Raw genomic sequence first — 25,618 nt, 5'->3', positions numbered from 1 at the left:
CAAAAATAAATGTAAGGGCTTTCAAGTAGAGTTTAGATTTAAGCGGTATGTAAGTCTATCCCTGAAAATGTAGGGATGAAAGGGAGGCGGATGCATGAAGGCTTTACCGGTTTCTGCAGAGCGGTTTATTGATAGTTTATTGGATACAGGCAGTACTGAAGAAAAAATCAATCGGATAGTCGAAGGCTTTTTCAGCTTATTTCCATTTTCAAGGCTGTCATTATTTTCTTATTCACCCATCAATTTCATCAGCGAATTGATTTTCTCACTGCATGCTGACGGATCAATGCTCAACCAGGATGCTATTCGGGAAGACATCCGTACAATCCAGCCGATTTACGAGGCTGTTCTGAATAAAAAAGCCCGCTACATAACCGTTAGTGAAGATCATTCTGAGTTGCCTGCAAAGTACGTGGAAAAGTATAAGCTTTCTTCTGTTCTCGTTGTGCCTATCAAAACAGGAGCGATGGTCATCGGCTGCGTATTGCTTGATGGGTACAAAGGGGAAGAAAGCGATAAAGAGTCGATGGTCCAATCGGTAGAAAATTATTTCGGAAGGGCGTTTATCAAATTGTCTTTATTTAATGATAAACATATGGGACATAAATTGAGCCGGCGGGAAATCGAAGTTCTGGAACAGTTGTCAATGGGGTGGAGCACAAAGGAAATGGCCATGAATATGGGAATCAGTGAATTTACCGCAAGGGACTATATCGCATCTGCAATGAAAAAATTGAACGTCAAGCACCGGGCACAAGCCATTGGCGAAGCGATTAGGAGCGGATTGATTTCATAAACGGATTTTACATACAAAAAGAAGCGGTGGACTCAGTCCATGGCTTCTTTTGTTTAACAGATTCTATTCTTTCTGAAGAGACTTGTAATAAGCTCCTTTTTCCGCATATTCACGAACAATGCGTTCCATGTCAATCTTGTCATCTTCGCGCAGTTCACGGACCACTTTTGCGGGACGGCCGAGCGCAAGCATGCCGGGTGGAATGACTTTCCCGGGAGGAACCAAGCTGCCCGCTCCGATAAATGCGCCTTCTCCGATTTCCGCTCCGTCGAGAATGACGGACCCCATCCCTACCAACGCCCCTTTGCGGATGATGCAGCTATGCAAAGTCACTTGATGGCCAATGGTCACTTCATCTTCCAAAAGCAAGGTTTTTCCAGGGCTTTGATGAAGCATGCAAAGATCTTGGATATTGACTTTATTGCCGATAATGGTTGGGGAGACATCGCCGCGGATAACCGTGTTGAACCAAACCGATGATTGGGCGCCAATCGTCACATCACCCGAGATGGTCGTATAGTCAGCGATGAAAACCGATGGATCGATTTGGGGGAATTTGTCTTTATATGGATAAATCATGGCAAAGCTCCTTTAAAAAAGATAAGATATTCTATAATCGTAACAAATCAAATCGAAACGTCAAATAGGAAATACAGCAGTAAGAATTATTGGCGGAGAAAGGAAGTCGGAATATGTGGAAATGGCAGTCGGAAGGCACAGCAAAAGCGGTAGTGGTATTGATCCATAGTGCGTATGAGCAGCATTTGCGTTATGCATGGCAAATCGAGAAATGGCGATCAGCTGGATTCCATGTTTATACAGGAGATTTGCCGGGCCATGGCAGGAATGCTGGTGCCGATCACGTACACCGGGAATCGTTCGCTGACTATGAGCAGGCAGTAAGTGAAATGCTGAAACTGTCATCGGAAAATGATTTGCCGGTATTTGTCATAGCGCATGGACTGGGCGCAACCATAGCGATGAATGTGCTGGCAGACCGCAAGTTCAATGTGGCTGGCGCTATTTTCACGTCTCCGTGGCTGCAGTTAAAAAAATTGCCTCCGAAAGCACCTAATGCATTTCCAGGAGTTTCGCAGTTGACTGGCCGCAGGAAAATGGATCATGGCATTGAACTCCGCCATTTGACGAGAGACCAATTTTCTTTAGACCAGGAGACCGAAAACAACTTGTATCATTCTGTCATTACTTCCGGGTGGTATAAAGAGTTGCAGAACTATATGAAAGAAACCGCAGCTGCGGTCGAACGGTATCCTCGTATACCGACGTATCTGCATACAGCTGAGCGGGATATGATTACGGAAAAAGATGCGTCCCGGCAATGGCTGCTGAAGCAGCAGCTTACCGAGTTTAGTTATAAGGAATGGAAATTCTGCTATCACGACATTTTTCAGGAACCGGAGAAAGAAGAAGTTTTTCAGGTGGCGCAAGCATTTATCTATACAGTGCTGCGGTCGGTCGGTTACTTGGTTGAAGAGTGAACGAGAATAAATGGCGCAGAGGAGAGATTACAATGGCATTAAGCTATAGCATACTGGACCAATCCCCGATTTCAGAAGGCAGTTCACCGCAGGAAGCCTTGAAACAGACGGCGGTTCTTGCACAAAAAGCTGAGCAATGGGGGTATACCCGCTTTTGGGTGTCTGAGCATCACGATGCGACGACCCTGGCCGGCTCTTCGCCAGAAGTGCTGATCGCCCATCTCGGAGCGGTGACCAACACTATTCGGTTGGGATCGGGGGGTGTCATGCTGCCGCATTATGCCCCTTTTAAAATTGCTGAAAACTTTAAGCTCCTGGAAGCGTTGTATCCAGACAGAATCGATGCCGGAGTCGGCCGTGCCCCTGGAGGCATGCCGCGTGCTTCGTATGCATTGAACGAAGGCAAAAAACGTGACACCAGCCAATTTCCTAAACAAATCGATGAGCTGCGCATGTACTTGACGGATTCGATTCCCCAAGAACATCCGTATTACGGCATGAAAGCGACACCGGTGACGAAGCATAGCCCGCCGATCTGGATATTGGGATCAAGTGAAAACTCGGCACAGCTGGCAGCGGAAAAAGGATTGCCTTATATGTTCGCTCATTTCATCAATGGCGAAGGCGGACAGGAGTTTGCCAAAGAATACCGGAAACAGTTTAAGTCTCATAAAGAAAGCGAACCCCGTGTAGGCTTCGCGATATTCGTCGTCTGCCAGGAAACGGCTGAACAAGCGGAGTGGGTGGCTTCTTCGATGGATCTGTCCTTGTGCATGGGGGCGCAGGGAATGCCTTCAAAAGGTACGCCGCCTCCTGAAAATGCTAGGGCATATCCCTATTCCAAATTTGAAAAGTTATTGGTCGCTGAAAACCGCCGCCGAATGGTCGTCGGTACACCGGAGCAGGTAGTGGACAAACTGGAAATTATGGCATCCGAATATGGAGCAGATGAAGTGATGCTGGTTTCCTCGGCTTACGACTTTAATGACAAACTTAAAACCTTCCGATTGATTGCGGAAGAAATGCAGAAACGCCGATAGGAGATTTCCTATCGGCGTTTTTTGACAAAACAACTTTTTAAGAAATGCTGCTCAACAATCTGTTCAATCTTTTATGCAAAAGAATGAACTATTGATCGATTCGTACAATCGACTTGATCGTGATTCCTTTTTTGGAGTCTTCGAATGCTTCGTTGATTTGTTCGAAACCATACACTTTAATCAGTTTATCGAACGGGAACAGACCTCGTTTATAATAGTCCACCAATTAGGGAATGAACACTTGCGGAATGGAGTCGCCTTCAATCACACCCATTACCGTTTTGCCTTCTGCCATGATGTCATTGTGGACATCGAAGGTGATTTCAGGTGTCACGCCGACGACGGCGCATGAACCGAGTGGCCGGAGGGCATGGATGGCTTGTTTAACGACAGGCGGCACTCCTGTTGTTTCAACGGCATAATGAGTACCGCCATTGGTGATTTTTTTGATTTCTTTTACAACATCGACATTTTGTCCATTTAAGGTATGTGTCGCACCAAGTTCTTTGGCCAGCGCCAGGCGGTTGTCGTGGATATCAACCGCAATGATGTTAAGGCAGCCGGCGATTTTTGCCGCCATGACAGCACTCAATCCAACGGCACCACTGCCGTATATGGCGATGGAAGAACCGAACTCAGGCTTGAACCGGTTCAATACTGTGCCAGCGCCAGTCTGAATGCCACAGCCGAGTGGGCCGAGGAGCGCCAAATCGACTCCTGGATCAACTTTGACGACATTGCGTTCATGAGCAACCGCAAAAGTTCCAAAAGACGATTGGCCGAAAAACGTCGACACGGCGTCGTCGTGGTGATGGATCCGATTTGTGCCGTCCTGCATTTTGCCGCCAAAATTCAACTCATTGAAGTTCAGGCACACTGTCGGGTGTCCAGTCAGGCAATTTTCACAGCGGCCACAATAAGCGAAAGACAGCACCACATGGTCGCCAGCCTGAATCGTTGTCACTGCAGCACCTACTTTTTCAACAACTCCCGAGCCTTCATGCCCAAGAACAGCAGGAAATGGGGATAATCCTAAATCCCGTGCCACGGCGTCTGTGTGGCAAACTCCCGATGCGACGATTTTGACCAATACTTCATTCATCTTCGGCTCGCCCAATTCCACTTATTCAAATTTAAAATCTTCTCCTAAACCATGTGTAACAGCTGCTTGGATTTTCATTCCAATCCTCCTCCTTTAAATTGATGTCCTTATCCTACTACCCGTTCAGTTTTTATTTAGACATGACAATCAAAGTGAATAAGGACTTACGGCAGCCAGAAAAACTAGAATTTATCATTGCCAATTACTAAGTGTATAGCTTCAATTTGCCTTGTTGGAAATAGCGATCCTGATGTGCTTAACTCGAATTAAGCATTAAACACATGAAAGGAGGAAGTAAGATGGACAGCAATTCAATTGCTCCTGCTGGTTTCATGAAAGCTGCTGTATTGCATGCGTTCGGAAATGAACACCAGTTGGCGACAGAGTTTATCCCGGTACCGGATGTTGGCGAGGATGAGGTATTAATAAAAGTAGAATTTGCAGGAATCGGGCAATGGGATCTTTTTGAAAGGCAAGGCGGTTATGCGGAGATGCTGAATATGGAAGTGGAGTTTCCTTATGTGCTGGGCTCTGAAGGTTCTGGAACCATTATTTCAAAAGGCGAAAATGTAAATGAATTTGAAATAGGGGATAAGGTGATGGCCGCAGGTTTTCTGAATCCGAAAGGCGGCTTCTATGCAGAGTATGCAACAGTCGACCGGAAATATGTAACGCTTGTTCCAGCGTCTCTAAATGCGCAAGAAGCGGGCGGGATTTTAGGAGTGGGGATAACGGCATTGCGCGGGTTGGAAGATGTGCTTCAGCTGCAAAAAGGTGATTCCGTCGTTATTTTAGGTGCCAGTGGAGGAGTCGGCTATATAGCGGTCCAACTCGCCCGAAAAATCGGTGCCCGGGTTTTTGCCATTGCCTCCGGAGCAGACGGAGTCGGTATGGTCCGCAACCTGGGCGTAGAGAATGTCGCCGATGGCTATGCAGAGGACTTATTGGCTGCGGCAAAAGCAGCAGAACCCGAAGGATTTGATGCCGCTTTATTGACTGCGGGAGGAGAAGTGACGAAAACGGTCATGCAATCCATGAAAAAAGATGGCCGGGTAGCGTATCCGAACGGGGTCTTTCCGTTGCCAACAAGTGAAAATCTTAAGGCGGTTGCCTATAATGGAGAACCCGATGCGGATATAATCAGCAGACTTGTTCATTATGTGAAGAATGGAAATGTAAAAGCGCATGTGGACAAAGTTTTTCCTTTAGAACAAGCTTCTGCTGCTCACGTGGCTTTACAGCAACATTATTTAGGAAAACTGGTATTGGAAATAAAGTGAAACAAACTCTTGAAACGCTTTCCAGGCAAAGGAGAAAGCTTGTACATGCAGCATAAAAAAGCGAAGAAACGTAGTTTTAGTTTCTTCGCTTTTCAATTTCCTGTCTATTTAATTAAGTTGCCGGGGATTAATTTCAAGAAACCAATTTCAAGCCTACTGCCGCCCCTAAAACCATCGCAATAAAGAAAATTCGCTTCCAATCCGTGGATTCATTATAGAAAAGCATGCCAAGTATAGCTCCGCCTGAAGCGCCGATTCCGGTCCAAATGGCGTATGCAGTGCCCATAGCCAGTGTTTCCATGGCATAAGCCAAAAACACAAAGCTTGCCCCGAACCCGGCAATCAATAGTGCCAGAGATTGCCAATTGCGGTCCTGGTGCAGCTTGTTGATCATCGCAACACCTAACATTTCGAATATCCCCGCTAAAACCAATGCTGTCCAGGCCATTATGATTCTCCTCCTTCTGAAACAGGATCTTGAGTGACGAGTTTCAGCCCGATGACGCCTGCCAACAAAACGCCGACCAATAATAGTTTTGGAGCACTAAACGGTTCATTGAATAGAATGATTTCGGAAAGCACCGTTACCGCTGTTCCTAAACCGACAAAGACTGCATAGACGGTTCCAACCGGCAACTCTCTTCCTGCCATGATCATGACAGTAAAACTGATGACAATCGCGATGACCGTAACTGTCCAATCCCAAAAGCCGTCTGCGTGTTTTAATCCGATAACCCATACCACTTCAAAAAATGCAGCTAGTATAACTTTTAACCAATTTGAATTCATTCTATCTTCCTCCTTCGTTGAGTTATAGAAATAAAAAAAGCCCGAGAGAACTGTAAAAACAGTTTCTCCCAGGCTTTTGTCCTTCCGTGACACAGCAGAGCTGTGAGTTTTCTCTCGGACCAGACCAGCTTGTTTGCTGCGGAACCCTAGAAAACATTTCAATTATGCGATTAATTCGTATTTTACATGCTTTAGCGCAATCCTTCAATTAATGGGGGCTTATAATTAATCAATTTGTCTTTCACTCATCTTATCAGCTATTTTTTGTGCATTCGGATCTTTTTCTTCCTGCAGGCGGCTAATGATGTTTATGTAATCTGTTTTATTTCGGTTCTGGCTCATTTTATAGGCTGCTTGAACTTCTCTCACCGGAATCTTGAAACCAACTATGCCTTTCAATTCTCTTTCCAATAACTCACGGGAAAGGGTATCCCAAAGAACTGGATTGGCACGGTGGCTTTCGTACTTTTCCATTAAACGAGCCAGATCCTGTTTCAACTCTTCTTCAGTTAAGATTTGCGCAGTTCCATAAATGTGGACAGCCTGATAATTCCAGGTCGGGACATTTTCCTGTTCATACCAGGAAGACGATATGTAAGCGTGCGGTCCTTGAAACATGACCAATACATCTTCAACTGTTTCGAATGTCCGCCACTGGGGATTGCCATAAGCCATATGTCCGGTAATACAGTATCCTTCCTCTTCTTTTATGAACTGTAAAGGCAGATGTGTCGCAATGGGCTTGCCTTTTTTTGTGGTAACAAGCGTTCCAAAAGAATTTTGGTGAACAAATCCACAGATTTCCTCGTAATCATTTACTTTAAAGAATTTGGGAATATACATAGGGTTCCGCCTTTCTGACAAGAATTATTGGAGTGTTTTAACCATGATCAAATCTACTTGTTCGTCATCGCCCATATAGAAAGAATGGGATCCTGTTTGCACAAACCCTTTTTTTCGGTAAAACGCAATGGCGTTTGCATTTTCTTCCCAAACACCGAGCCAGATCCTTTTTTTGCCTTGTTCAGCTGCCATTTCGAAGGCTTTGTTCAATAGCTGTTTCCCCAACCCATGTCTTTGAAAGGCTTTCTTAATATAAATCCGCTCGACTTCCAATGAGTCAGACCCCATCGGTTCTGTCTGTGCAGCATCCGTATTGAGTTTCAGGTATCCTGCCACTTGTTGGTCAACATACATAAAGTAGAAGTGGGAGGATGGGGTGGTTAATTCTTTTTCCAGTTTGTCCAAGTCATAAGCTTTGTCTAAATAAGCCTGGAGATGTTCAGGTGAATTCTGGTCCTTGAATGTTTCAGTGAATGTAATAGTGCTGATAGCTTGAAGTTCGTGTATCTCGTTAAGTGTACACGCTGTTAACATTGTAGCCATATATGGATCATCACTCCTCTAAGTGTGGTCAATAGTTTCGCTTATTGCCTTTTTTTACAGATTCCCAATCCTTTTCGACATTTTTCCGGATGCGCTGCAGAAGACCGAAAGCAGTTTCTGCTTCTTCTTCAGAGAAACCGGACAATGCAACTTGATCGGAATAATCGTTTTCCTTTCTGATGAATGGGTAGACGGCTCGCGCTTTATCTGTTGGAAAGAGATTTTTATTTTTTTTGTTAGCCGGATTGTCTTTCTTTTCGATAAATCCATTTTTTTCAAGTTTTTGAAGTGCACGGGCTGCAGTTGATTTATCGACTTTGATCATCTCCAATAATTGTGCTTGAATGATTCCTGGATGTTCGCAAATGCGTATAACATACAAATACTGTCCTTTGGTCAAATCGAACTCTTTAAATTCAATATTGCTTATGGAGTCCAAGGCTCTGGCGATCATGCCAATTTCACGTAGAATTTCTTTCATAAAAAATCTCCTCATTTGAATAGCAGTTTGGCAAGTATTTGAAATTGAATATAGCAGTTTATAGTTGTATTTGCAACAAAAAGATAGCTTTTGTCTTTCCTGATAGAAAATGACGGCAGACAAATTGCTAAATATTATTGTACAAATTATTGATTTTATAAAAAATTTGTTTAATTCATGCTTTACTTTGTATAGAATAGGATTAGCTTGAATAGTTTGCAGTAATATAGGGGGTTGCGTACTACACAAGGTGAATCGCAAGGATGGGTTATGTTGCAGTTTTAATGGAAATTAACAGGGGGAATAATGTATGAAAGTGTTCAAAATGTGGAATCAGATAAGCTTAGTAAAACAAATATTAATTGGATTGATTTTTGGAGTGGTTTTAGCTGTTTTGATTCCTGACGCAGCCAAATCTTTAACTATTTTTGGCACGCTATTTGTAGGCGCATTAAAAGCAGTTGCTCCTATACTGGTATTGTTTCTTGTCATGGCGTCAATCGCTCAGCATAGAAGTGGCCAACAGACAAATATGAAATCTATCATCTTCCTTTACCTGTTAGGTACGTTTTTTGCAGGATTGATAGCTGTGATTGCCAGTTTCATTTTTCCTGTAAGTATTGCACTTACTCAGGGAGCAGAAGATTTAGCAGCTCCGGGGAATGCAATTGAAGTAATTAAAAATTTATTGTTGAATGTCGTCGATAATCCAGTCAGTGCCCTATACAATGCAAACTACATCGGCATTTTAGCTTGGGCGATTGTTCTTGGAGTCGCATTGAGAACAGCACCAGATTCTACGAAATTACTTATTACCAATTTTTCTGATGCAATCATCAAGATGGTTGGCTGGATAATCAAGTTAGCGCCACTCGGTATCATGGGCTTAGTGATTGAGTCGATTACGACAAATGGACTTGAGTCATTGCTGAGCTATGGAAAGCTCCTTGCACTGTTAATCGGCTGTATGCTGTTTGTGGCTCTTGTAGTTAATCCGCTAATCGTATTTATAAACATACGCCAGAACCCATATCCACTTGTATTTAAATGTTTACGAGAAAGTGGTATTACGGCATTCTTTACACGTAGTTCTGCAGCGAATATTCCAGTAAATATGACTTTATGTGAAAAGCTGGGGTTGGATAAAGACACATATTCTGTTTCAATTCCTTTAGGAGCAACGGTTAATATGGCCGGTGCAGCTGTTACAATTTCTGTATTAACACTTGCTGCAGTCCATACGCTTGGCATACAAGTCGATATTCCAACTGCGATTATTCTTAGCGTCTTAGCAGCTGTATGTGCATGTGGTGCTTCTGGTGTGGCTGGCGGTTCCCTATTGCTTATTCCTTTGGCTTGCGGCTTGTTTGGAATCCCTGCAGATGTAGCGATGCAAGTAGTTGGCGTTGGGTTTGTCATTGGTGTATTGCAAGATTCTTTTGAAACATCGCTTAACTCTTCAACGGATGTTCTTTTTACAGCAACAGCTGAATACAAGAAGCTTCTAAAAGAAGGAGAGAAAGTAAACTTCAAAGAAGCTTTTGCTATCAAAAAAACTTCTGAAGATCTAGTGAAGAACTGAGTTAATTGATTTTTCGAATCAAGTGAGCATAAGTTGTCGCATAAAATTTAATTGAACCAATAAGATGGAACAAGCCGATTAAAAAATAGTAAGCTGTTTGATCCCGTTTTTCGGAATCATGCAGCTTACTATTTTGTTTTAGCGGCAGATCTAAGAAACTTTATCACCAAGGTTTGAAAACAGGGAAAAGATGGTATTAATGTAATGTGTATTAATTTGTCAAAAAAATGATATTTATAATAAGAAAATTATACATACTGAGTAAGCTAAACCAGAGAACAGATGTAGCAACTCCTTTAGCCCTTGAATTATTTTGCGCTGATCAGTCTGTGGAACAGTATTAATAACAACCTATGGAGGAAGGTTTGTTTCATGATCAGACGAAGCCATGACGGCCCTGTCTTTTTGGCGGGTAATTTTTTGATGGTATCTCTCCTTTTGAGCGGCTGTATTGAAGCTGACGAACAGACTTCGTCTTTTCCTTCTGCGGTAGAAAAAAAGGAGCAGGAGAAGGAGAAGGGAAGGGATGAGCAGGAGATTACTCAAGAAATAGGGCCGGTAGAAGAAGATGCTGTCAGTGGGATGGAGATTGGATTGCAAACTACAGAAGTTTCAGATGCTGAAGTTTATCGGTATTTTTTAATGCGTTTACAGGAAGAGCAGTGGGAGATGGTCCTTCTGGAAGTGAAAGAAGCTGCTGAAATCCGTGTACCGTCGGATGACTTTAAAGAACCGCATATGACTCATGCGGTTTTGGAAAAAAAGATTATTCAAACGATTATACGTGGTTGGAAATCAATGATGTGAACGAGAAATTCAATACAATCTGGCAAAAACATTGGGAAAAAATCCTTGCAGGATCCGAAGATTTTGAGGAGGGAGTTTTATCTGAACACCTGACCAGCATCCAACGGAAGTTTGAAACCTTATTGAATCAACTCAGCTATATGGAATTTAAAAATTCCACAGAATATGCTCAGCATTTGCATGACTATAAATTATACCTTGAAGGAGCAATAATTTATCGGATGGAAGCAGCCTCCGCATTCCTGGAAGCACTGGAGACGAAACAATCGTGGGTTGCATTGGTGAATGAATCGGTGGAAGCCGCAATAGAATCTGAGGCCTATGCCAGATTGGCGGCCTCTGAATTGACCAATTATGAAAATAGTTTTTGAACACAGTTAGAAGAGAATTCGACGTTAAACTAGAAGATGCCGAAAAGAACAAATGTCCTTTTCGGCATCTTCTAATTTTTATGCTTCTTTTTCTCGACCGCCAATAGGAAAGGAGGAGAATGCTTCTGGTTGACGAATTCATATTTCAACACGTCGAAAGACTTTTGCGGCAATGCTGAAACAAATTCCATCACGGCATCGCGTTCTTCGCTGCCGCCTTCGTGCCCACTGTATACAACAACCAGTAATACACCGTTTGCCTGCAGCAAATCCAAACATTGCTGGAGGGCAGTCAATGTGCTTTGGGCTTTCGTGATGATCCTGTGGTCGCCTTTCGGCAAATACCCTAAGTTGAAAATTGCTGCGGACACGGGTTCTTTAACATACTCTTGGATTTTTGCATGGCTGTCATGAATAAGCTCTACATGCTGGAAGCCTTGAACTTTCTCGCTTGTCGCTTTAATTGCGTCTTGTTGGATATCAAACGCAAAGACTTTTCCAGAGGGTCCGGTAAGCTCGGCAAGGAAAAGAGTATCATGCCCATTGCCTGCCGTGCCGTCTATGACACAGTCTCCAGGCGAGACAGCTTCTTCAAGCAAGAATTTTGTATAGGGCAACACCCGTTGCAATGTCATAATGCTACACTTCCCTCGGCCAATTTCCCTTGCCAGCTTGCGCGCCGCTCCAGCTCTGCATCAATGCCATTCAGGACTTCCCATTTATTGGCGCTCCACATCGGCCCAATCATCAAGTCGATGGGGCCGTCACCAGTGATTCGCTGAACAACCATTTCAGGCGGCAGCACTTCCAACTGATCTGCGACCAAATTGATGTATTCCTGTTTTTCCAAAAACTCTACCATGCCTTTTTCGTATTGTTTTACCATCGGTGTCCCTTTCAATAAATGAAGTAAGTGAATTTTGATGCCTTGTACATCAAGCTTGGCAACTTCACGGGCAGTCTCCATCATCATATCGCGGTCTTCCAGTGGCAAGCCATTGATGATATGGGTGCAAACGCGAATGCCTCGTTCGCGCAGTTTCGTGACCCCTTCCACATAAGCCTCGAAATCATGTGCACGGTTGACTAATAAGGCTGTCCGTTCGTGTACGGTCTGAAGCCCGAGTTCCACCCACAAGTAAGTCCGTTCGTTCAGCTCAGCCAAGTAATCGACCACATCGTCCGGCAGGCAGTCGGGACGTGTTGCGATGCTTAAGCCGATGACATTGTCCTGTTCCAGTGCTGCTTCAAATTTTTCTTTGATGACGGGCAAAGGAGCGTGGGTATTGGTATAGGCTTGAAAATAAGCCATGTATTTGGCATCTTTCCATTTGCGGTGCATTTTTGTTTTGATTTTGTCGAACTGTACAGGGATGGGATCTACACGGTCACCCGCGAAATCACCGGATCCTGCAACACTGCAGAATGTGCAGCCGCCATGGGCCACTGTGCCGTCACGGTTGGGACAATCAAAGCCCGCATCCAAGGCGATTTTCATAACTTTAAAGCCAAAATGGTCGCGCAGGTGGCGGTTCCATGTATAGTAGCGTTTTCCATCAGATGAAAAAGGAAATTCTGTGTTCACTCCAAACAACTCCTCTACCTGATATTGTAGCATGCCTTGGAAATGGCAAACAATCACCAGCAAAGGAGGTTGGCTAATTTTGTTCATATTGCGTTTCCAGCAATAGTTTGTTTAAATTAGAATGAAAGCGTTTTAATTAATAATATTCAGTTTATTGGCAAAGGGGGCACGATGGGATGAAACCGATTTACAGTTCTGCGAAAGAAGCCATTGAACAGATTCAGGACGGAGCCACAATTATGGTAGGCGGCTTTGGCTTAGTGGGAATACCTGAACAGCTCATACTGGCTCTTGTTGATAAAGGGGTAACTGATCTGACCGTCATTTCCAATAATTGCGGAGTGGATGAGTGGGGTCTTGGATTATTATTGAAAAACAAGCAGATCAAAAAAATGATCGGTTCGTATGTAGGGGAAAACAAAGAATTCGAGCGGCAAGTATTGTCTGGTGAAATTGAAGTGGAGTTAACGCCGCAAGGAACGCTTGCTGAGAAAATGAGGGCAGGCGGAGCAGGCATTCCCGCATTCTTTACACCGGCTGGCGTCGGGACAACGGTTGCGGACGGCAAGGAAATCCGCGAGTTTGGCGGTAAGGAATATGTGCTCGAACATGCTTTGAGGGCTGACTTTTCATTGGTTCGGGCTCACCGTGCCGATAAAATGGGGAACCTGGTGTACAACAAGACAGCACAGAACTTTAACCCGCTCGCTGCAGCCGCTGGGAAAATAACCATCGCAGAAGTCGAAGAAATCGTGGAAATCGGAGAAATTGATCCGAACCATGTGCAAACCCCGAGCATCTATGTCCAAGGTTTGCTGCAGGCGGACCAGGAAAAACGCATTGAGCGCTTAACAACACGCACTGTTTAGGGAAGGGTGGGGAAAAACGTGGATAAACAAGCAGTCAGAGAACGAATTGCAAAACGGGCCGAAAAAGAAATTAAAGACGGTGATTACGTCAACCTGGGAATCGGTATGCCCACGTTGGTGGCCAATTTCATTTCCCAAAATAAAAGCGTGGTGCTTCAGTCTGAAAACGGACTTCTGGGGATCGGACCTTATCCGACCGAAGATCAGGTCGACCCTGATTTGATCAACGCCGGAAAAGAAACAGTGACCACAATACCTGGATCCGCATTCTTTACAAGTGCGGAATCCTTTGCGATGATCCGTGGCGGACATATTGATGTGGCGATTCTCGGCGGCATGGAAGTAGCTGAGAACGGCGACTTGGCCAACTGGATGATTCCCGGCAAAATGATCAAAGGCATGGGCGGTGCAATGGATCTTGTCCATGGCGCCAAAAAAGTCATCGTCATCATGGACCACGTGTCAAAAGATGGCTCTGCCAAAATCAAAAAGCAATGCGATTTGCCGTTGACTGGCAAAGCCGTGGTCGACAAAATCATTACAGAACGTGCAGTTATCGAAGTGACGGACGCTGGACTGGTCCTGTCTGAGGTATTTGAGGGCTTTTCGGTCCAGGATATCATCGACTCTACAGATGCACCGCTGAACACCGATAACGTTAAAGTCTCATAGGCTATTGCCAAAAAACGGCCGTTCGTCTAAAATGAAGACAATAGCCAATGACAGCGAAGAGGACCAGTACATTGTGTGTTTTCCACAGAGAGCCGGCGGGTGGTGCAAGCCGGTGAAATGCGCAATCGAACTCACCTTGGAGTCAGTGTATGTGAAACCAAGTAAGATACACCGTTTTCCGCGTTAAGGAGTCAAGTTGAGCGAGCGTTCGCTAATTTGGGTGGTACCGCGGGAAAACTCCCGTCCCTTATTTATAAGGGACGGGAGTTTTTATTTTTGAGGAGGAACAGGAAAATGACATTCAAGCATAAGATAGTAGAAAAGAAATGGCAGAAATATTGGCAAGACAACAAAACATTCAAGATGGTGGATGACCCATCGAAACCGAAATTTTACGCATTGGATATGTTCCCATATCCATCAGGTGCTGGACTTCATGTTGGCCATCCAGAGGGGTACACGGCGACGGATATTTTGAGCCGCGTCAAACGCATGCAGGGCTATAACGTTCTTCATCCTATGGGATGGGATGCATTCGGTCTTCCAGCAGAACAGTATGCACTCGATACTGGCAACGATCCGGCCGAATTCACAGCGAAAAACATCGCAACTTTCAAGCGCCAGATTCAGGAACTTGGATTTTCCTATGATTGGGACCGTGAAATCAATACGACGGATCCTTCCTACTATAAATGGACACAATGGATTTTCATCCAATTGTATAATAAAGGCCTTGCTTATGTAGACGAAGTGGCAGTTAACTGGTGCCCGGCACTTGGCACGGTTTTGGCCAACGAAGAAGTTATCGACGGCAAATCAGAGCGTGGCGGCCATCCCGTCGAACGCCGTCCGATGCGCCAATGGGTGTTGCGCATTACGGAATATGCAGATCGTTTGCTTGAAGATCTGGATGATTTGGACTGGCCTGAAAGCCTGAAAGATATGCAGCGCAACTGGATCGGCAAATCTGAAGGGGCGGAACTGGAATTCCAGGTGGCAGACACCGAACATTCTTTCCGTGCTTTCACAACACGCCCGGATACGATTTTCGGCGCGACTTATGCGGTACTGGCTCCTGAACATAAATTGGTGGCAGCCATTACAACTGCCGGCCAACAACAGGCTGTCGAAAAATACATCGATGACGTCAAGACGAAAAGTGACTTGGAGCGCACCGATTTGGCTAAAGATAAATCAGGCGTCTTCACGGGTGCTTATGCAACCAATCCGGTCAGCGGCGAAAAAATGCCGATCTGGATTGCCGATTATGTATTGGCGACTTATGGGACAGGCGCTATTATGGCGGTACCTGCTCATGATGAGCGCGATTATGAATTTGCTAAGCAATTCGATTTGCCGATTGTGGAAGTCGTTTCAGGCGGTAACATCGATGAAGAAGCGTATGCCGGCGACGGTGAATTGATCAATTCTGATTTCTTGAATGGCCTTAATAAAAAAGAAGCAATTGAAAAAGCCATCAACTGGTTGGTCGAAAAACAAGTCGGTGAAAAGAAAATCACTTACCGTCTGCGTGATTGGCTATTCAGCAGACAGCGTTATTGGGGCGAGCCGATTCCGATCATCCACTGGGAAGATGGCACAATGACACCGGTTGAAGAAAAAGACTTGCCATTGATGCTTCCGGTAACAACAGATATCAAGCCGAGCGGCACTGGCGAATCACCTCTTGCCAATATCGATGAATGGGTCAATGTCGTTCATCCTGAAACTGGCATGAAAGGGCGCCGTGAAACAAATACGATGCCACAATGGGCGGGCAGCTGCTGGTATTACTTGCGCTTTATCGATCCGACCAATGATGAAATGCTGGCAGATCCGGAACTTCTGAAACGCTGGTTGCCGGTTGATGTTTATATCGGTGGAGCTGAACACGCTGTGCTTCATTTATTGTATGCCCGTTTCTGGCATAAAGTACTTTATGACATCGGTGTGGTCTCGACGAAAGAGCCATTCCAGAAGCTGTTCAACCAAGGGATGATTCTTGGGGAAGGCAATGAGAAAATGTCGAAATCAAAAGGCAATGTCGTCAATCCGGATCAGATTATCGAAAGCCATGGTGCAGATACATTGCGCATGTACGAAATGTTCATGGGTCCACTAGAAGCTTCGATTGCCTGGTCAACGAACGGTTTGGATGGTTCCCGCAGGTTCCTGGACCGCGTATGGCGTCTGTTGATGAACGAAGAGCAATTGAGTGCTAAAGTCACCGATGCGAACGACGGCAAGCTGGACAAGGTTTATCACCAGACCGTCAAAAAAGTGACAGACGACTTTGAAGGCCTGCGTTTCAACACAGCGATTTCACAAATGATGGTCTTCGTCAATGAAGGCTATAAAGTGGATTCCATTCCAAAAGAGTACGTGGAAGGCTTTGTCAAACTGTTGTCGCCGATTGCACCTCACGTAGCAGAAGAACTGTGGGAGAAATTGGGGCACGAGGGTTCTGTGGCTTACGAAAATTGGCCGCACTACGACGAGTCGAAAATGGTCGATGATGAAGTTGAAGTCGTGGTACAAGTCAACGGCAAAGTAAAAACCAAGTTGACAATTGCCAAAGACAGCACAAAAGAAGAACTGGAGACGGCAGCACTGGCGGACGAACATGTCCAAAAAGCAGCCGAAGGCAAACAAGTACGAAAAGTTATCGTCATTCCAGGGAAATTGGTTAACATCGTAGTAGGGTAATGAAGAAAAGCGGAGTCTTCCGGTAGCCCCGAAAGACTTAAGGCGGACTGGCGAAGCGGCGCTTTTTGCCGCACAGCCAGGCAGACTTAAGATCCGAGGGGCTGGGAGACGGAGTCTGGACAGAAGAAAAGCGGAGTCTTCCGGTAGCCCCGAAAGACTTAAGGCGGACTGGCGAAGCGGCGCTTTTTGCCGCACAGCCAGGCAGACTTAAGATCCGAGGGGCTGGGAGACGGAGTCTAGACAGAAGAAAAGCGGAGTCTTCCGGGTACTTGAAAAGATAGAAGTTCTCGGATAGGCACAGTGCAATAGCAAAAAAGAGAGGCAGGCCGGAAAATTCCGGTCTGCCTCTCTATTGTTTAGATAGAAAAGTATCGTTTTGGTCCTTATCTTTGCAGCAAAACTATGGAATCGTTCACTTTTTCTTATTCTTATCAAAAGCGCGCCCGATCAGCAAAGCGCCGAAAATAATAAGCAATGGCAGAAAATAGACTAACAGCAACGTGTATTCGGTAAAGCTGTCCATTAATTTCAAGCCCCGCTTTCTACCTGGCTTTCCTGCACAAAACGCGCTGCACTTTGGCCGGCGACATTGCCCGTCACGAGTGCAGAGGTAATGTTGTAACCGCCGGTATAGCCGTGGATATCCAAAATTTCACCGCAGAAATACAAGCCTGGTTTCTTTTTGGACGCCATCGTTTTCGGTTCGATTTCCTTGATGGATACGCCGCCTCCGGTAACAAAGGCTTTCTCAATCGGCTGAGTGCCATTTACAAACATACTGAAAGCAGTCAATTGCTGAGCGAATGCACGCACTTTATCGCTGGCAAGTTCCGCGCCGGTCAATTGGGGATCGATATCTGCACGCGCAAGAAGGAACAGCAGCCAACGTTCCTGTGCTAGACTTTTCCAAACGTTTTTAACCGATTTTTTGGGATCTTCTTTCATCATCTTAAAGAGCAGCTGAAATGCGGACTCTGCATTTTCATCGGGCATAGAATTGATGCGCATTTCCACAGGCTGGCCACCGTTTTTCTTCATTTCCTTGACGACATACTGGCTGCAGCGCAAAACGGCAGGTCCGCTCAATCCGAAATGGGTAAACAGCATATCCATCTGATGGGTCACGAGGACTTTGCCTTTTTTGTTCAAGACGGTTACGGCAGCATCACGCAGTGCGAGGCCTTGAAGTTCCTTGCTGACAATAAACGGTTCTTTCGACAGCAAAGGAACCTCGGTCGGATAAAGGTCGGTGACGGTATGCCCGGCTTTTTCGGCCCATGGGTACCCGTCTCCAGTAGAACCGGTTTGCGGCACGGCTTTGCCGCCGACCGCCACGACGATGGCTTTGGCCGTATACTCTTCACCGGTATGAAGGCGGACGCCGGTTACTTTTTCGTCAGTCATCAATAATTTCTTGACTGGTGAATCGAGGAGCACGGTGACATTCAGCCGGTCCATTTCCTTGAACATGGCATCTGCCACGTCCTGGGCCCGGTTGGAGACCGGGAACATCCGGCCGTGGTCTTCTTCTTTTAAAGCGACGCCAAGTCCTTCAAAGAAGGAGATGATGTCTTCGTTATTGAAGACGGAAAACGGACTGTGGAGAAAGCGTCCGTTTCCTGGAATATGTTTCACAATTTCGTCAAGAGGCAAGCGGTTGGTCACGTTGCAGCGGCCGCCGCCCGAAATAATTAATTTTTTTCCTAACTTTTTTCCTTTTTCGATCAATAAAACCTTTTGGTTTCTAGAAGCTGCGGCAATTGAAGCCATTAAACCGGAGGGACCCCCACCGATGATTATAACGTCATACATAAAATAAGAACTCGCTTTCGTTTTTCTCTCAGTATACACGATGATGCGAAACTCGTTGAGTAATTTCTTTTATAGGTGTAAACTATCGTGTAGATTGCTTTTATCATGAACAAGTCAGGAAGTGCAAAATGTCATCATTAATTAAAGGTACAGCCATCTTAACTTTGGGTTTATTTTTATCGAAAATCCTGGGCGTTATTTATATCATCCCGTTTTACAGCATGGTGGGAGAAGACAATATCGGTCTTTATCAATACGCATACATACCGTATAACCTGATGCTGGCGCTGGCCATTTCAGGCGCCCCGATCGCTTTCTCGAAATTCACAGCCAAATACAATTCCCTTGGAGATTACGAGACAGGGAGGAGATTATTGAAGTCCGGGTTGCTGACGATGATGGTCACTGGCTTTATTTCTTTCCTCTTGCTTTATTTGTTTGCGGAACCGCTTGCCCGCATTACAATTTCTGAAGACGAACTGATTTATTCAGTTGGGGATGTCACCGAAGCGATTCGCTGGGTCAGCTTTGCATTGATCGTTGTTCCATTTATGAGTCTTTGGAGAGGGTTTTTCCAGGGCTATAACTACATGATGCCAACCGCTGTATCCCAGTTGGTTGAACAGATTGTCCGTATTATTTTCTTGCTGGGCGGCGCTTTTGCCGTTATCTATATTTTCGATGGCACTCCAAAAACAGCGATTCAATTTGCTGTATTATCTGCAGCTGTCGGAGCACTTGGCGGAATTGTCACGCTGGGTTATTTCTGGAAAAAGAAAAAACCGGAATACAACCGTCTGCTGGCCAATTCAGTTGAGTCTTACGATGTTAAACTGCGTGATATGTACAAGGAAATTGTAATTTATGCGATTCCGGTCATTTTCCTTGGCATCGCCAATCCTTTGTTTCAATTTGTCGATCTGATGACATTTAACCGGGCCATGAGTTCGGGAGGCAATGTCTCTGAAATCGATTTGCTTGGAATTTTGAACTTGACGGCGCATAAGCTCGTTATGATTCCAGTCATGCTGGCCACAGGTTTTTCCATGGCCTTGATTCCGTTGATCACCAAGCATTTCACCCGCAATGAGCATCTTCAGGTATCACGGACTTTGGATCAGTCCATACAGGTCTTGCTGTTCCTGACATTGCCTGCCGTAATCGGGATGACGATGTTGTCAGACGAACTGTATCATGTCTTTTATGAAGTCAGCGATGTTGGTTCGGAAATTTTGGCGCATTACTTGCCGGTAGCGATTTTGTTTTCAGCTTTCCCGGTAACGGCGTCAATTCTGCAAGGAATCAACAAACAAAAATGGATCATCATCAACTTGTCTACCGGTTTGCTGCTGAAAGCAATCCTGAATACACCGCTGATCGAACGTTTTGAAACGGACGGCGCGATTGCAGCAACCATCATCGGTTATCTAGTTGCTATCGGCATGAATATGCTGGTCATCGTCAAAACCATGAACTATCGTTCGCAGATGGTGGGAAGACGTGTCATCCTGATCGTTATTTTGAACTTGATCATGGCCGGAGCGGTTTATCTGGCAATGTCAGGGCTGGATCTGTTCTTGGGAATGGACAATAAATTCTTATCTATGATACGGATCATCCTAATTGGTGGAGTCGGGGCAGTCGTATACGGCTATCTTGGCCTGAAGACCGGTTTGGCACAAAAACTGTTGGGCTCGAAAATAACGAAAATTTCCCGGAAGCTCGGTTTTTAGGAGTGACACTATGCGTATAGATAAATTTCTTTCAAACATGGGCTTCGGCTCAAGAAAAGAAGTCAAAGTCCTGCTTAAAACAAAAGCAGTGGAAGTAAACGGCGAAATTGTCCGCGATCCGAAAGTTCATGTGGATGAACATGCCGACCAAGTGCTGGTTGGCGGAGAAGCAGTCGCCTATACGGAATTCATCTATTTGTTGATGAACAAGCCGCAGGATGTCATATCGGCGACAGAAGACAAGTACGACCAAACGGTCATTGATTTACTGGATGAAGAAGAGCAGCATTTCGAACCGTTTCCGGTCGGGCGGCTGGACAAGGACACCGAAGGATTTCTGTTGTTGACCAATGACGGCAAATTGGCGCATGAACTGCTGTCGCCTAAAAAGCATGTGGATAAAACCTATTATGCATTGATTGAAGGACTGGTTACGGAAGCGGATAAAGAAGCATTCAAGAAAGGTGTAGCGTTGGATGATGGGTATGTGACGAAGCCTGCCAGCCTGAACATCCTTGAAAGCGGACCTCTTTCTAAAATTGAATTGACTATTACTGAAGGCAAGTTTCATCAGGTCAAGCGGATGTTCGAAAGTGTCGGTAAACGGGTAGTTTACTTGAAGCGTCTGTCGATGGGACCGTTAACTTTGGACCCGGAGCTCGGGCTCGGCGAATACCGCCATTTGACGGAAGAGGAAGTAAACAGTTTAAAACAAAGAAAATGACCGCATAGCTGCGGTCATTTTCTTTGTTTAGGAAATCTTTTCAGGACGTCATCTTCACTTTCCGTTGCGTCGTTGTCCATTTGCCTCGAGTTGGGCTTGTCACCAAGTCGTTAAAGGCTAACACATTCAAATCTCTTTGAATGGTGCGAGGAGTGATGCCGAATTCGTCGACAAGATCTTGCGTCGTTACAGTCCCGTTTTCGAGAATGTACTTATACATATCTTTAATTCGAATGAGCATGCGGTCGGTCGTAGGTTTCATAATGATAGAACCACTCCTTCATCTTTTTTCCCATTGGCAAAGACTAGCGGACGATATCCTGAGGTTTATACAGCAGGTTTAAGATAGATGCCAAAGACAGCCCCTTTTCCTAAAAAGATGTGTCAATCTAACTAATCTGACAATTTGATTATAGCGGAAAAACATTTCGAATTCTAGGATTTTCCTTTATTTTTACACAAATATAACATTGGAAAGACAGAATTTTTTGTGCAAATTCCATACAAATTCTTTAATTAAGTGAAAAAAGGTGTACAATAGCCATAACAAAAAGGAGTGTGAAACATGGATTGGCTGCTAGAAGCTAAAAAAAGAAAAGATACCATGCTGAGTGAATTGCAGGAGCTCGTGGCGATTCCCAGTGTACTAAGTGACGAAACAACGCCAACAGCTCCTTTTGGAAAAGATGTTAAGCAGGCTTTGGACTGGTTTTTGGAAAAAGGTAGACAACATGGCTATTCAGTAAAAAATGTGGCCGACATGGCAGGGCATCTTGAAATTGGCCAAGGAGAAGAATTGCTTGGGATTTTAGGGCATGTGGATGTGGTTCCGGCAGGCGAAGGATGGACCAAAGATCCGTTCGGCGGAGAAATCCATGATGGTCGGCTTTATGGCCGGGGAGCCATCGATGACAAAGGGCCGACAATCGCCGCTTGGACTGCGTTGAATATGCTGAAAGATGCCGGCGTGGAATTCAATAAGCGCATTCGCTTGATCATCGGAACGGATGAAGAGAGTGGATTCCGGTGTGTCGAACGATATTTCGAAACAGAGGAAATGCCAGCTATGGCTTTTGCACCCGATGCGGATTTTCCGATCATCAATGCGGAAAAAGGTATTGCCAGCTTGGTCTTCTCCACATTTTCGATGCACGAAGACGCGATTCTGGAATCGTTCATTGCCGGACATCGGACAAATATGGTGCCGGACAAGGCAACCGCTATTTTAAACGGGCAATTGGCTGAATGGCAAGAGGAGTTTAGGGCGTTTTGTGCCAAGCATCAAGTGACAGGTGTGGTGGAACAGCATAACGGCTCAACCGAATTGACCGTGAAAGGCAAATCAGCGCATGCCATGGAGCCGGAGGATGGCATCAATGCCGGAATCCTGCTTGCTTTGTTTTTAAAGGATCGGTTGGAAGGCGATGGCCAGAAATTCGTGGCTTTTGTTGCGGACACATTTTATCAGGATTCACGAGGGCGCAAGCTGGGTCTTGATTTTTCGGATGAGCAATCCGGTGACACAACATTCAATGCGGGCATCATCCGTTTTGAAAAAACGAAAACGGCGACGATCAATGTCAGCATGCGCTACTCTGTCAGTTACCCATTTGAAGAAAAGATGGCTGCCTATGAGTTAAAGGACTTTGTCCTGGAAGTGGTGTCCAATTCTCCACCTCATTATGTGGACGAAAACGATCCATTCATTAAGACGCTGCAAAACGCCTATGAAAAAGAGACCGGCGAAACCGCCGAATTAATTGCCATTGGCGGCGGCACTTATGCGCGTGTCCTGGATAAAGGTGTAGCATTCGGCATGTTGTTCCCGGGAGAACCGGACCTTGCCCATCAAGCGGATGAATTTGTCGATATCGACAATTTAATAAAAGCGACTGCGATTTATGCGGAAGCAATTTATCAATTAGCATGTAAAAAATGAGGGAAGAGGGAATGGATATGGATTTGATTTTGCATAATGGAGAGTTTATTCGTGAAGAAGATTTGGTGATTTCAAAGGAAGATCGCGGCTATCAATTTGGAGACGGGATTTATGAAGTGATCCGTGTTTATGACGGAAACCTGTTTACAGCGAAAGAACATATTGATCGTTTTTATGAAAGCGCAGATAAGATCAAAATCGTCATTCCTTACACAAAAGATGTATTTCATAAAATGATGTATGATTTTGTTGAAATGAACAATATTGATAATGGCCAGGTATATGTCCAGATCACACGTGGAGCTGCAGAACGTCAGCATCAGTTCCCGACAGATGCCACACCAGTCATCACAGGCAATACGAAGACCGTTGAGCGTCCGGTTGCCAGCATGCAGTCAGGCGTAACGGCTAAATTCATTGAGGACATCCGTTGGTTGCGCTGTGACATCAAGAGCTTGAACTTATTGGGCAATGTTTTGGCTAAACAAGAAGCCTACGAAGAAGGCTATTTTGAAGCGATTCTGCATCGAGGCGAGACGGTGACAGAAGGCTGTTCATCAAATATGTACGGATTTAAAAACGGGACTCTTTTTACACATCCTGCCAATAATCTCATATTGAACGGTATTACAAGAAGAGTCATTCTCGAGTTGTGCAAAGAGCTGGAAATTCCTGTAGAGGAAACGGCATTTACAAAAACGCAAGCACTCGAAATGGATGAATTCTTCATGTCGTCGACAACCACTGAAGTGATGCCAATCGTCAAGATTGGTGATCAGCAGATCGGCGATGGAACGCCGGGAGAATTGACGCGCAAGCTTCAGAAAGCATTTGAAGCACGTATTCAGGTGGGAATCAAATTATAATAGCAGCATTTTAAAAGAAAAGTGATTGGCTCTAGCCGATCACTATTTTTTTGCGTCTGTTTGCATGGTAAACTGAAGCCAGGTGATGACAATGAAACCACATTATTTTATTGGAATTAAAGTTCCGCAAAATATCGCAGAAACATTGGGCAAAGAACGCGACAGTTGGCAGCTGCAAACCCATAAAAGACTGACGCCTCCAGAAGATATGCATATTACGCTTCTGTTTATAGGCGAAGACAAACAGGACAAGATCAAGCAAGTGGAAGAGCTGTTAGCCGCTATCCATGAATCGCCGTTCCAGTTGGTGATCGAAGGCGTTCAGACTTTCGGCAACCCGAAAACCCCTCGGGTGATTTATGCCGCATTACAAAAAAGTGCGGAACTGGAAAAACTGCAGCATCAAATTTCAGAGTCTTTGGAATCGCTGCAGCTCGGAACCGACCAGAAAAGGTATGTGCCGCACATTACTTTGGCGAATAAGTGGGCTGGCGGGGAACCGGTGGATCTTCATTTGTCGGTCAGCCTGTTGGAATTTGAGGTAGCGGAGTTCTCGCTATTCCGAATAGCACCAAAAGAAAAACCACGGTACAAGAAAATCGCTAATTACCCTCTCGGGATTTAGTTCCTAATATGTCTAAAGGCGAGTGTATATGAAAACAGTATTTATCATCAATCCCCTCGCGGGAAATGGCAGAGCACTGAAAAAATGGCACCGATTTGAAAAGACCATCCGGTTTCCTTATGAGCATATTGTTACGCAATTTCCCGGGCATGCAGTTGAACTAGCAGCCGGCTACCGGCACCAGCAAAATGTCTTATTGATTGGTTTTGGCGGAGACGGCACGCTCAGAGAAATTATAGTTGGAGCTGCCGGTGCAAAAGGAATCATTGTCGGCTCTGTAGCGGCTGGTTCTGGCAACGACTTTGCCAGAGCATATGGAAGTTTTAAGGATGCACAGGCTATCGAGCGATTTCTTGAACGGCCTTTTTTTCGGCGGGAAGATCTTGGTGAGTTTACAGATAGGGCCGAATCCCAGTTCGTCAGCAGTACTGGAATCGGTTTTGATGCGCAAATCACCATCGCTGTGAACCTTTCAGCCATTAAGCAAAAGCTCAATCAGCTTGGCCTTGGAAAGCTGGTTTATTTTTTGTACGTCATCAGGACTTTTTTGACGTTTGAGAAATTTACTTTATCAGTGGAGACGGATGGAGATTTAACAGTCTACGAAGATGTCTGGCTGGCGACGGTCAGCAATCAGCCGTACTTTGGCGGAGGCATGAAAATATCACCGTCCTCAAAAACAGATGACGGATTGCTTGAGCTGACGGTCGTCCATCACATTTCGCGTTTGAAACTCCTGCTGGTTTTTGGTACGGTATTCAGCGGAGCACATACGCGTTTCAAAGAGGTCAGCCAAATGAGCAGCCGGGAATTCCGGCTCTCGACGGATAAACCGGTTTGCCGCCATGTGGATGGTGACGATGCCGGTATAAGTTCTCCAAACGAAATGGTCGTTTATGCAGTCAGCCACAAAAAATGGAACTCAATAAATATTGGAAAAGAAAGAGGATGAAA

The 25,618-nt window shown here is 45.1% G+C and carries 26 protein-coding genes, 1 pseudogene, 1 riboswitch and 1 other annotated feature; of the genes and pseudogenes, 16 read left to right on the top strand and 11 right to left on the bottom strand.

Annotated features, from left to right (window positions below; all coding sequences use genetic code 11):
- The first annotated feature begins 94 nt into the window (after positions 1–94).
- On the top strand, positions 95–796 hold the full coding sequence (locus IRE19_RS16490; RefSeq protein ID WP_203341240.1) for a response regulator transcription factor: 702 nt from the start codon (positions 95–97) through the stop codon (positions 794–796).
- Positions 797–859: 63 nt separating this feature from the next.
- On the opposite strand, the gene IRE19_RS16485 is transcribed toward IRE19_RS16490, so the two are convergent.
- Positions 860–1,375 (bottom strand): gamma carbonic anhydrase, encoded by a 516-nt coding sequence (locus IRE19_RS16485; protein WP_203341239.1) that lies wholly within the window; start codon positions 1,373–1,375, stop codon positions 860–862.
- Between the two features lie 113 nt (positions 1,376–1,488).
- Between IRE19_RS16485 and IRE19_RS16480 the strand changes: the two genes are divergently transcribed.
- Both IRE19_RS16480 and IRE19_RS16475 read left to right on the top strand, forming a co-directional pair.
- Positions 1,489–2,295 (top strand): alpha/beta hydrolase, encoded by an 807-nt coding sequence (locus tag IRE19_RS16480; protein ID WP_203341238.1) that lies wholly within the window; start codon positions 1,489–1,491, stop codon positions 2,293–2,295.
- A 32-nt stretch (positions 2,296–2,327) separates the two neighbouring features.
- Positions 2,328–3,335: an LLM class flavin-dependent oxidoreductase gene (locus IRE19_RS16475; protein ID WP_203341237.1), complete on the top strand. Its 1,008-nt coding sequence runs from the start codon at positions 2,328–2,330 to the stop codon at positions 3,333–3,335.
- An 88-nt stretch (positions 3,336–3,423) separates the two neighbouring features.
- Here IRE19_RS16475 and IRE19_RS16470 read toward each other — a convergent pair.
- Positions 3,424–4,458: pseudogene (locus IRE19_RS16470) on the bottom strand (NAD(P)-dependent alcohol dehydrogenase).
- Positions 4,459–4,736: 278 nt separating this feature from the next.
- Here IRE19_RS16470 and IRE19_RS16465 point away from each other — a divergent pair.
- A complete protein-coding gene (locus IRE19_RS16465; RefSeq protein WP_238943280.1) occupies positions 4,737–5,717 on the top strand; it encodes a quinone oxidoreductase family protein in 981 nt (326 codons plus the stop codon).
- A gap of 133 nt (positions 5,718–5,850) precedes the next feature.
- On the opposite strand, the gene IRE19_RS16460 is transcribed toward IRE19_RS16465, so the two are convergent.
- The 5 genes from IRE19_RS16460 to IRE19_RS16440 form a co-directional block, all read right to left on the bottom strand.
- Positions 5,851–6,165 (bottom strand): DMT family transporter, encoded by a 315-nt coding sequence (locus IRE19_RS16460; protein WP_203341236.1) that lies wholly within the window; start codon positions 6,163–6,165, stop codon positions 5,851–5,853.
- On the bottom strand, positions 6,165–6,506 hold the full coding sequence (locus IRE19_RS16455) for a DMT family transporter (RefSeq protein WP_203341235.1): 342 nt from the start codon (positions 6,504–6,506) through the stop codon (positions 6,165–6,167). Before IRE19_RS16455 ends, IRE19_RS16460 begins: the two co-directional genes overlap by 1 nt.
- A gap of 63 nt (positions 6,507–6,569) precedes the next feature.
- Positions 6,570–6,667, bottom strand: a riboswitch (guanidine-I (ykkC/yxkD leader).
- Between the two features lie 64 nt (positions 6,668–6,731).
- Positions 6,732–7,349: an FMN-binding negative transcriptional regulator gene (locus tag IRE19_RS16450; RefSeq protein ID WP_203341234.1), complete on the bottom strand. Its 618-nt coding sequence runs from the start codon at positions 7,347–7,349 to the stop codon at positions 6,732–6,734.
- Between the two features lie 24 nt (positions 7,350–7,373).
- Entirely contained in the window at positions 7,374–7,892 is a 519-nt protein-coding gene (paiA, locus tag IRE19_RS16445) for a spermidine/spermine N(1)-acetyltransferase (RefSeq protein WP_203341233.1), read from the bottom strand.
- A 28-nt stretch (positions 7,893–7,920) separates the two neighbouring features.
- Entirely contained in the window at positions 7,921–8,373 is a 453-nt protein-coding gene (locus IRE19_RS16440) for a MarR family winged helix-turn-helix transcriptional regulator (RefSeq protein ID WP_203341232.1), read from the bottom strand.
- Positions 8,374–8,683: 310 nt separating this feature from the next.
- Between IRE19_RS16440 and sstT the strand changes: the two genes are divergently transcribed.
- The 3 genes from sstT to IRE19_RS16425 all read left to right on the top strand — a co-directional run bounded on the left by sstT (position 8,684) and on the right by IRE19_RS16425 (position 11,133).
- The gene (sstT, locus tag IRE19_RS16435; protein ID WP_203341231.1) at positions 8,684–9,955 is read left to right on the top strand and encodes a serine/threonine transporter SstT; all 1,272 of its coding nucleotides are present in this window, start codon (positions 8,684–8,686) and stop codon (positions 9,953–9,955) included.
- 372 nt (positions 9,956–10,327) lie between these two features.
- A complete protein-coding gene (locus tag IRE19_RS16430) occupies positions 10,328–10,762 on the top strand; it encodes a hypothetical protein (protein ID WP_203341230.1) in 435 nt (144 codons plus the stop codon).
- On the top strand, positions 10,759–11,133 hold the full coding sequence (locus IRE19_RS16425; RefSeq protein ID WP_203341229.1) for a hypothetical protein: 375 nt from the start codon (positions 10,759–10,761) through the stop codon (positions 11,131–11,133). The genes IRE19_RS16430 and IRE19_RS16425 overlap by 4 nt, the downstream gene beginning before the upstream one ends.
- A 71-nt stretch (positions 11,134–11,204) precedes the next feature.
- Here the strand turns inward: IRE19_RS16425 and mnmM are convergent, their stop codons facing one another.
- Entirely contained in the window at positions 11,205–11,768 is a 564-nt protein-coding gene (gene mnmM / locus IRE19_RS16420) for a tRNA 5-(aminomethyl)-2-thiouridylate-methyltransferase MnmM (protein WP_203341228.1), read from the bottom strand.
- Complete coding sequence (gene mnmL / locus IRE19_RS16415; RefSeq protein ID WP_203341253.1) at positions 11,765–12,751, bottom strand: tRNA modification radical SAM protein MnmL/YtqA; 987 nt, start codon at positions 12,749–12,751, stop codon at positions 11,765–11,767. Before mnmL ends, mnmM begins: the two co-directional genes overlap by 4 nt.
- Before the next feature lie 143 nt (positions 12,752–12,894).
- On the opposite strand from mnmL, the gene IRE19_RS16410 reads away from it, so the two are divergent.
- The 3 genes from IRE19_RS16410 (at position 12,895) to leuS (ending at position 16,965) form a co-directional block, all read left to right on the top strand.
- Entirely contained in the window at positions 12,895–13,587 is a 693-nt protein-coding gene (locus tag IRE19_RS16410; RefSeq protein ID WP_203341227.1) for a CoA transferase subunit A, read from the top strand.
- An 18-nt stretch (positions 13,588–13,605) separates the two neighbouring features.
- Complete coding sequence (locus IRE19_RS16405; RefSeq protein ID WP_203341226.1) at positions 13,606–14,259, top strand: 3-oxoacid CoA-transferase subunit B; 654 nt, start codon at positions 13,606–13,608, stop codon at positions 14,257–14,259.
- 44 nt (positions 14,260–14,303) lie between these two features.
- Positions 14,304–14,510, top strand: a binding site (T-box leader).
- A gap of 43 nt (positions 14,511–14,553) precedes the next feature.
- On the top strand, positions 14,554–16,965 hold the full coding sequence (leuS, locus tag IRE19_RS16400; protein WP_203341225.1) for a leucine--tRNA ligase: 2,412 nt from the start codon (positions 14,554–14,556) through the stop codon (positions 16,963–16,965).
- A gap of 528 nt (positions 16,966–17,493) precedes the next feature.
- Here leuS and IRE19_RS16395 read toward each other — a convergent pair.
- Complete coding sequence (locus tag IRE19_RS16395; RefSeq protein WP_203341224.1) at positions 17,494–18,777, bottom strand: BaiN/RdsA family NAD(P)/FAD-dependent oxidoreductase; 1,284 nt, start codon at positions 18,775–18,777, stop codon at positions 17,494–17,496.
- Between the two features lie 128 nt (positions 18,778–18,905).
- Here IRE19_RS16395 and IRE19_RS16390 point away from each other — a divergent pair, with 128 nt between their 5' ends.
- Together IRE19_RS16390 and IRE19_RS16385 are read left to right on the top strand one after the other, a co-directional pair.
- A complete protein-coding gene (locus tag IRE19_RS16390) occupies positions 18,906–20,510 on the top strand; it encodes a putative polysaccharide biosynthesis protein (protein WP_191716682.1) in 1,605 nt (534 codons plus the stop codon).
- A gap of 10 nt (positions 20,511–20,520) precedes the next feature.
- Positions 20,521–21,234, top strand: a complete 714-nt coding sequence (locus tag IRE19_RS16385) for a pseudouridine synthase (protein WP_203341223.1) — start codon at positions 20,521–20,523, stop codon at positions 21,232–21,234.
- Positions 21,235–21,274: 40 nt separating this feature from the next.
- Here the strand turns inward: IRE19_RS16385 and IRE19_RS16380 are convergent, their stop codons facing one another.
- Positions 21,275–21,496, bottom strand: a complete 222-nt coding sequence (locus IRE19_RS16380) for a DeoR family transcriptional regulator (protein ID WP_142829443.1) — start codon at positions 21,494–21,496, stop codon at positions 21,275–21,277.
- A gap of 303 nt (positions 21,497–21,799) precedes the next feature.
- Here IRE19_RS16380 and pepV point away from each other — a divergent pair, with 303 nt between their 5' ends.
- From pepV to IRE19_RS16360, 4 genes are all read left to right on the top strand, one after another.
- A complete protein-coding gene (gene pepV / locus IRE19_RS16375; protein WP_203341222.1) occupies positions 21,800–23,173 on the top strand; it encodes a dipeptidase PepV in 1,374 nt (457 codons plus the stop codon).
- A gap of 17 nt (positions 23,174–23,190) precedes the next feature.
- Entirely contained in the window at positions 23,191–24,039 is an 849-nt protein-coding gene (gene dat / locus IRE19_RS16370; protein ID WP_203341221.1) for a D-amino-acid transaminase, read from the top strand.
- Between the two features lie 91 nt (positions 24,040–24,130).
- Positions 24,131–24,664 (top strand): RNA 2',3'-cyclic phosphodiesterase, encoded by a 534-nt coding sequence (gene thpR / locus IRE19_RS16365; RefSeq protein WP_203341220.1) that lies wholly within the window; start codon positions 24,131–24,133, stop codon positions 24,662–24,664.
- 28 nt (positions 24,665–24,692) lie between these two features.
- Complete coding sequence (locus tag IRE19_RS16360) at positions 24,693–25,616, top strand: diacylglycerol/lipid kinase family protein (RefSeq protein WP_191716687.1); 924 nt, start codon at positions 24,693–24,695, stop codon at positions 25,614–25,616.
- Positions 25,617–25,618 lie beyond the last annotated feature (2 nt).

The organism is Planococcus beijingensis, assembly GCF_016820615.1.
In the GTDB taxonomy this organism is placed as follows: Bacteria; Bacillota; Bacilli; order Bacillales_A; family Planococcaceae; genus Planococcus; species Planococcus notacanthi.
The sequence above is the reverse complement of the archived record's forward strand: the minus strand, read 5'-3'. Positions and strand labels throughout refer to the sequence as shown.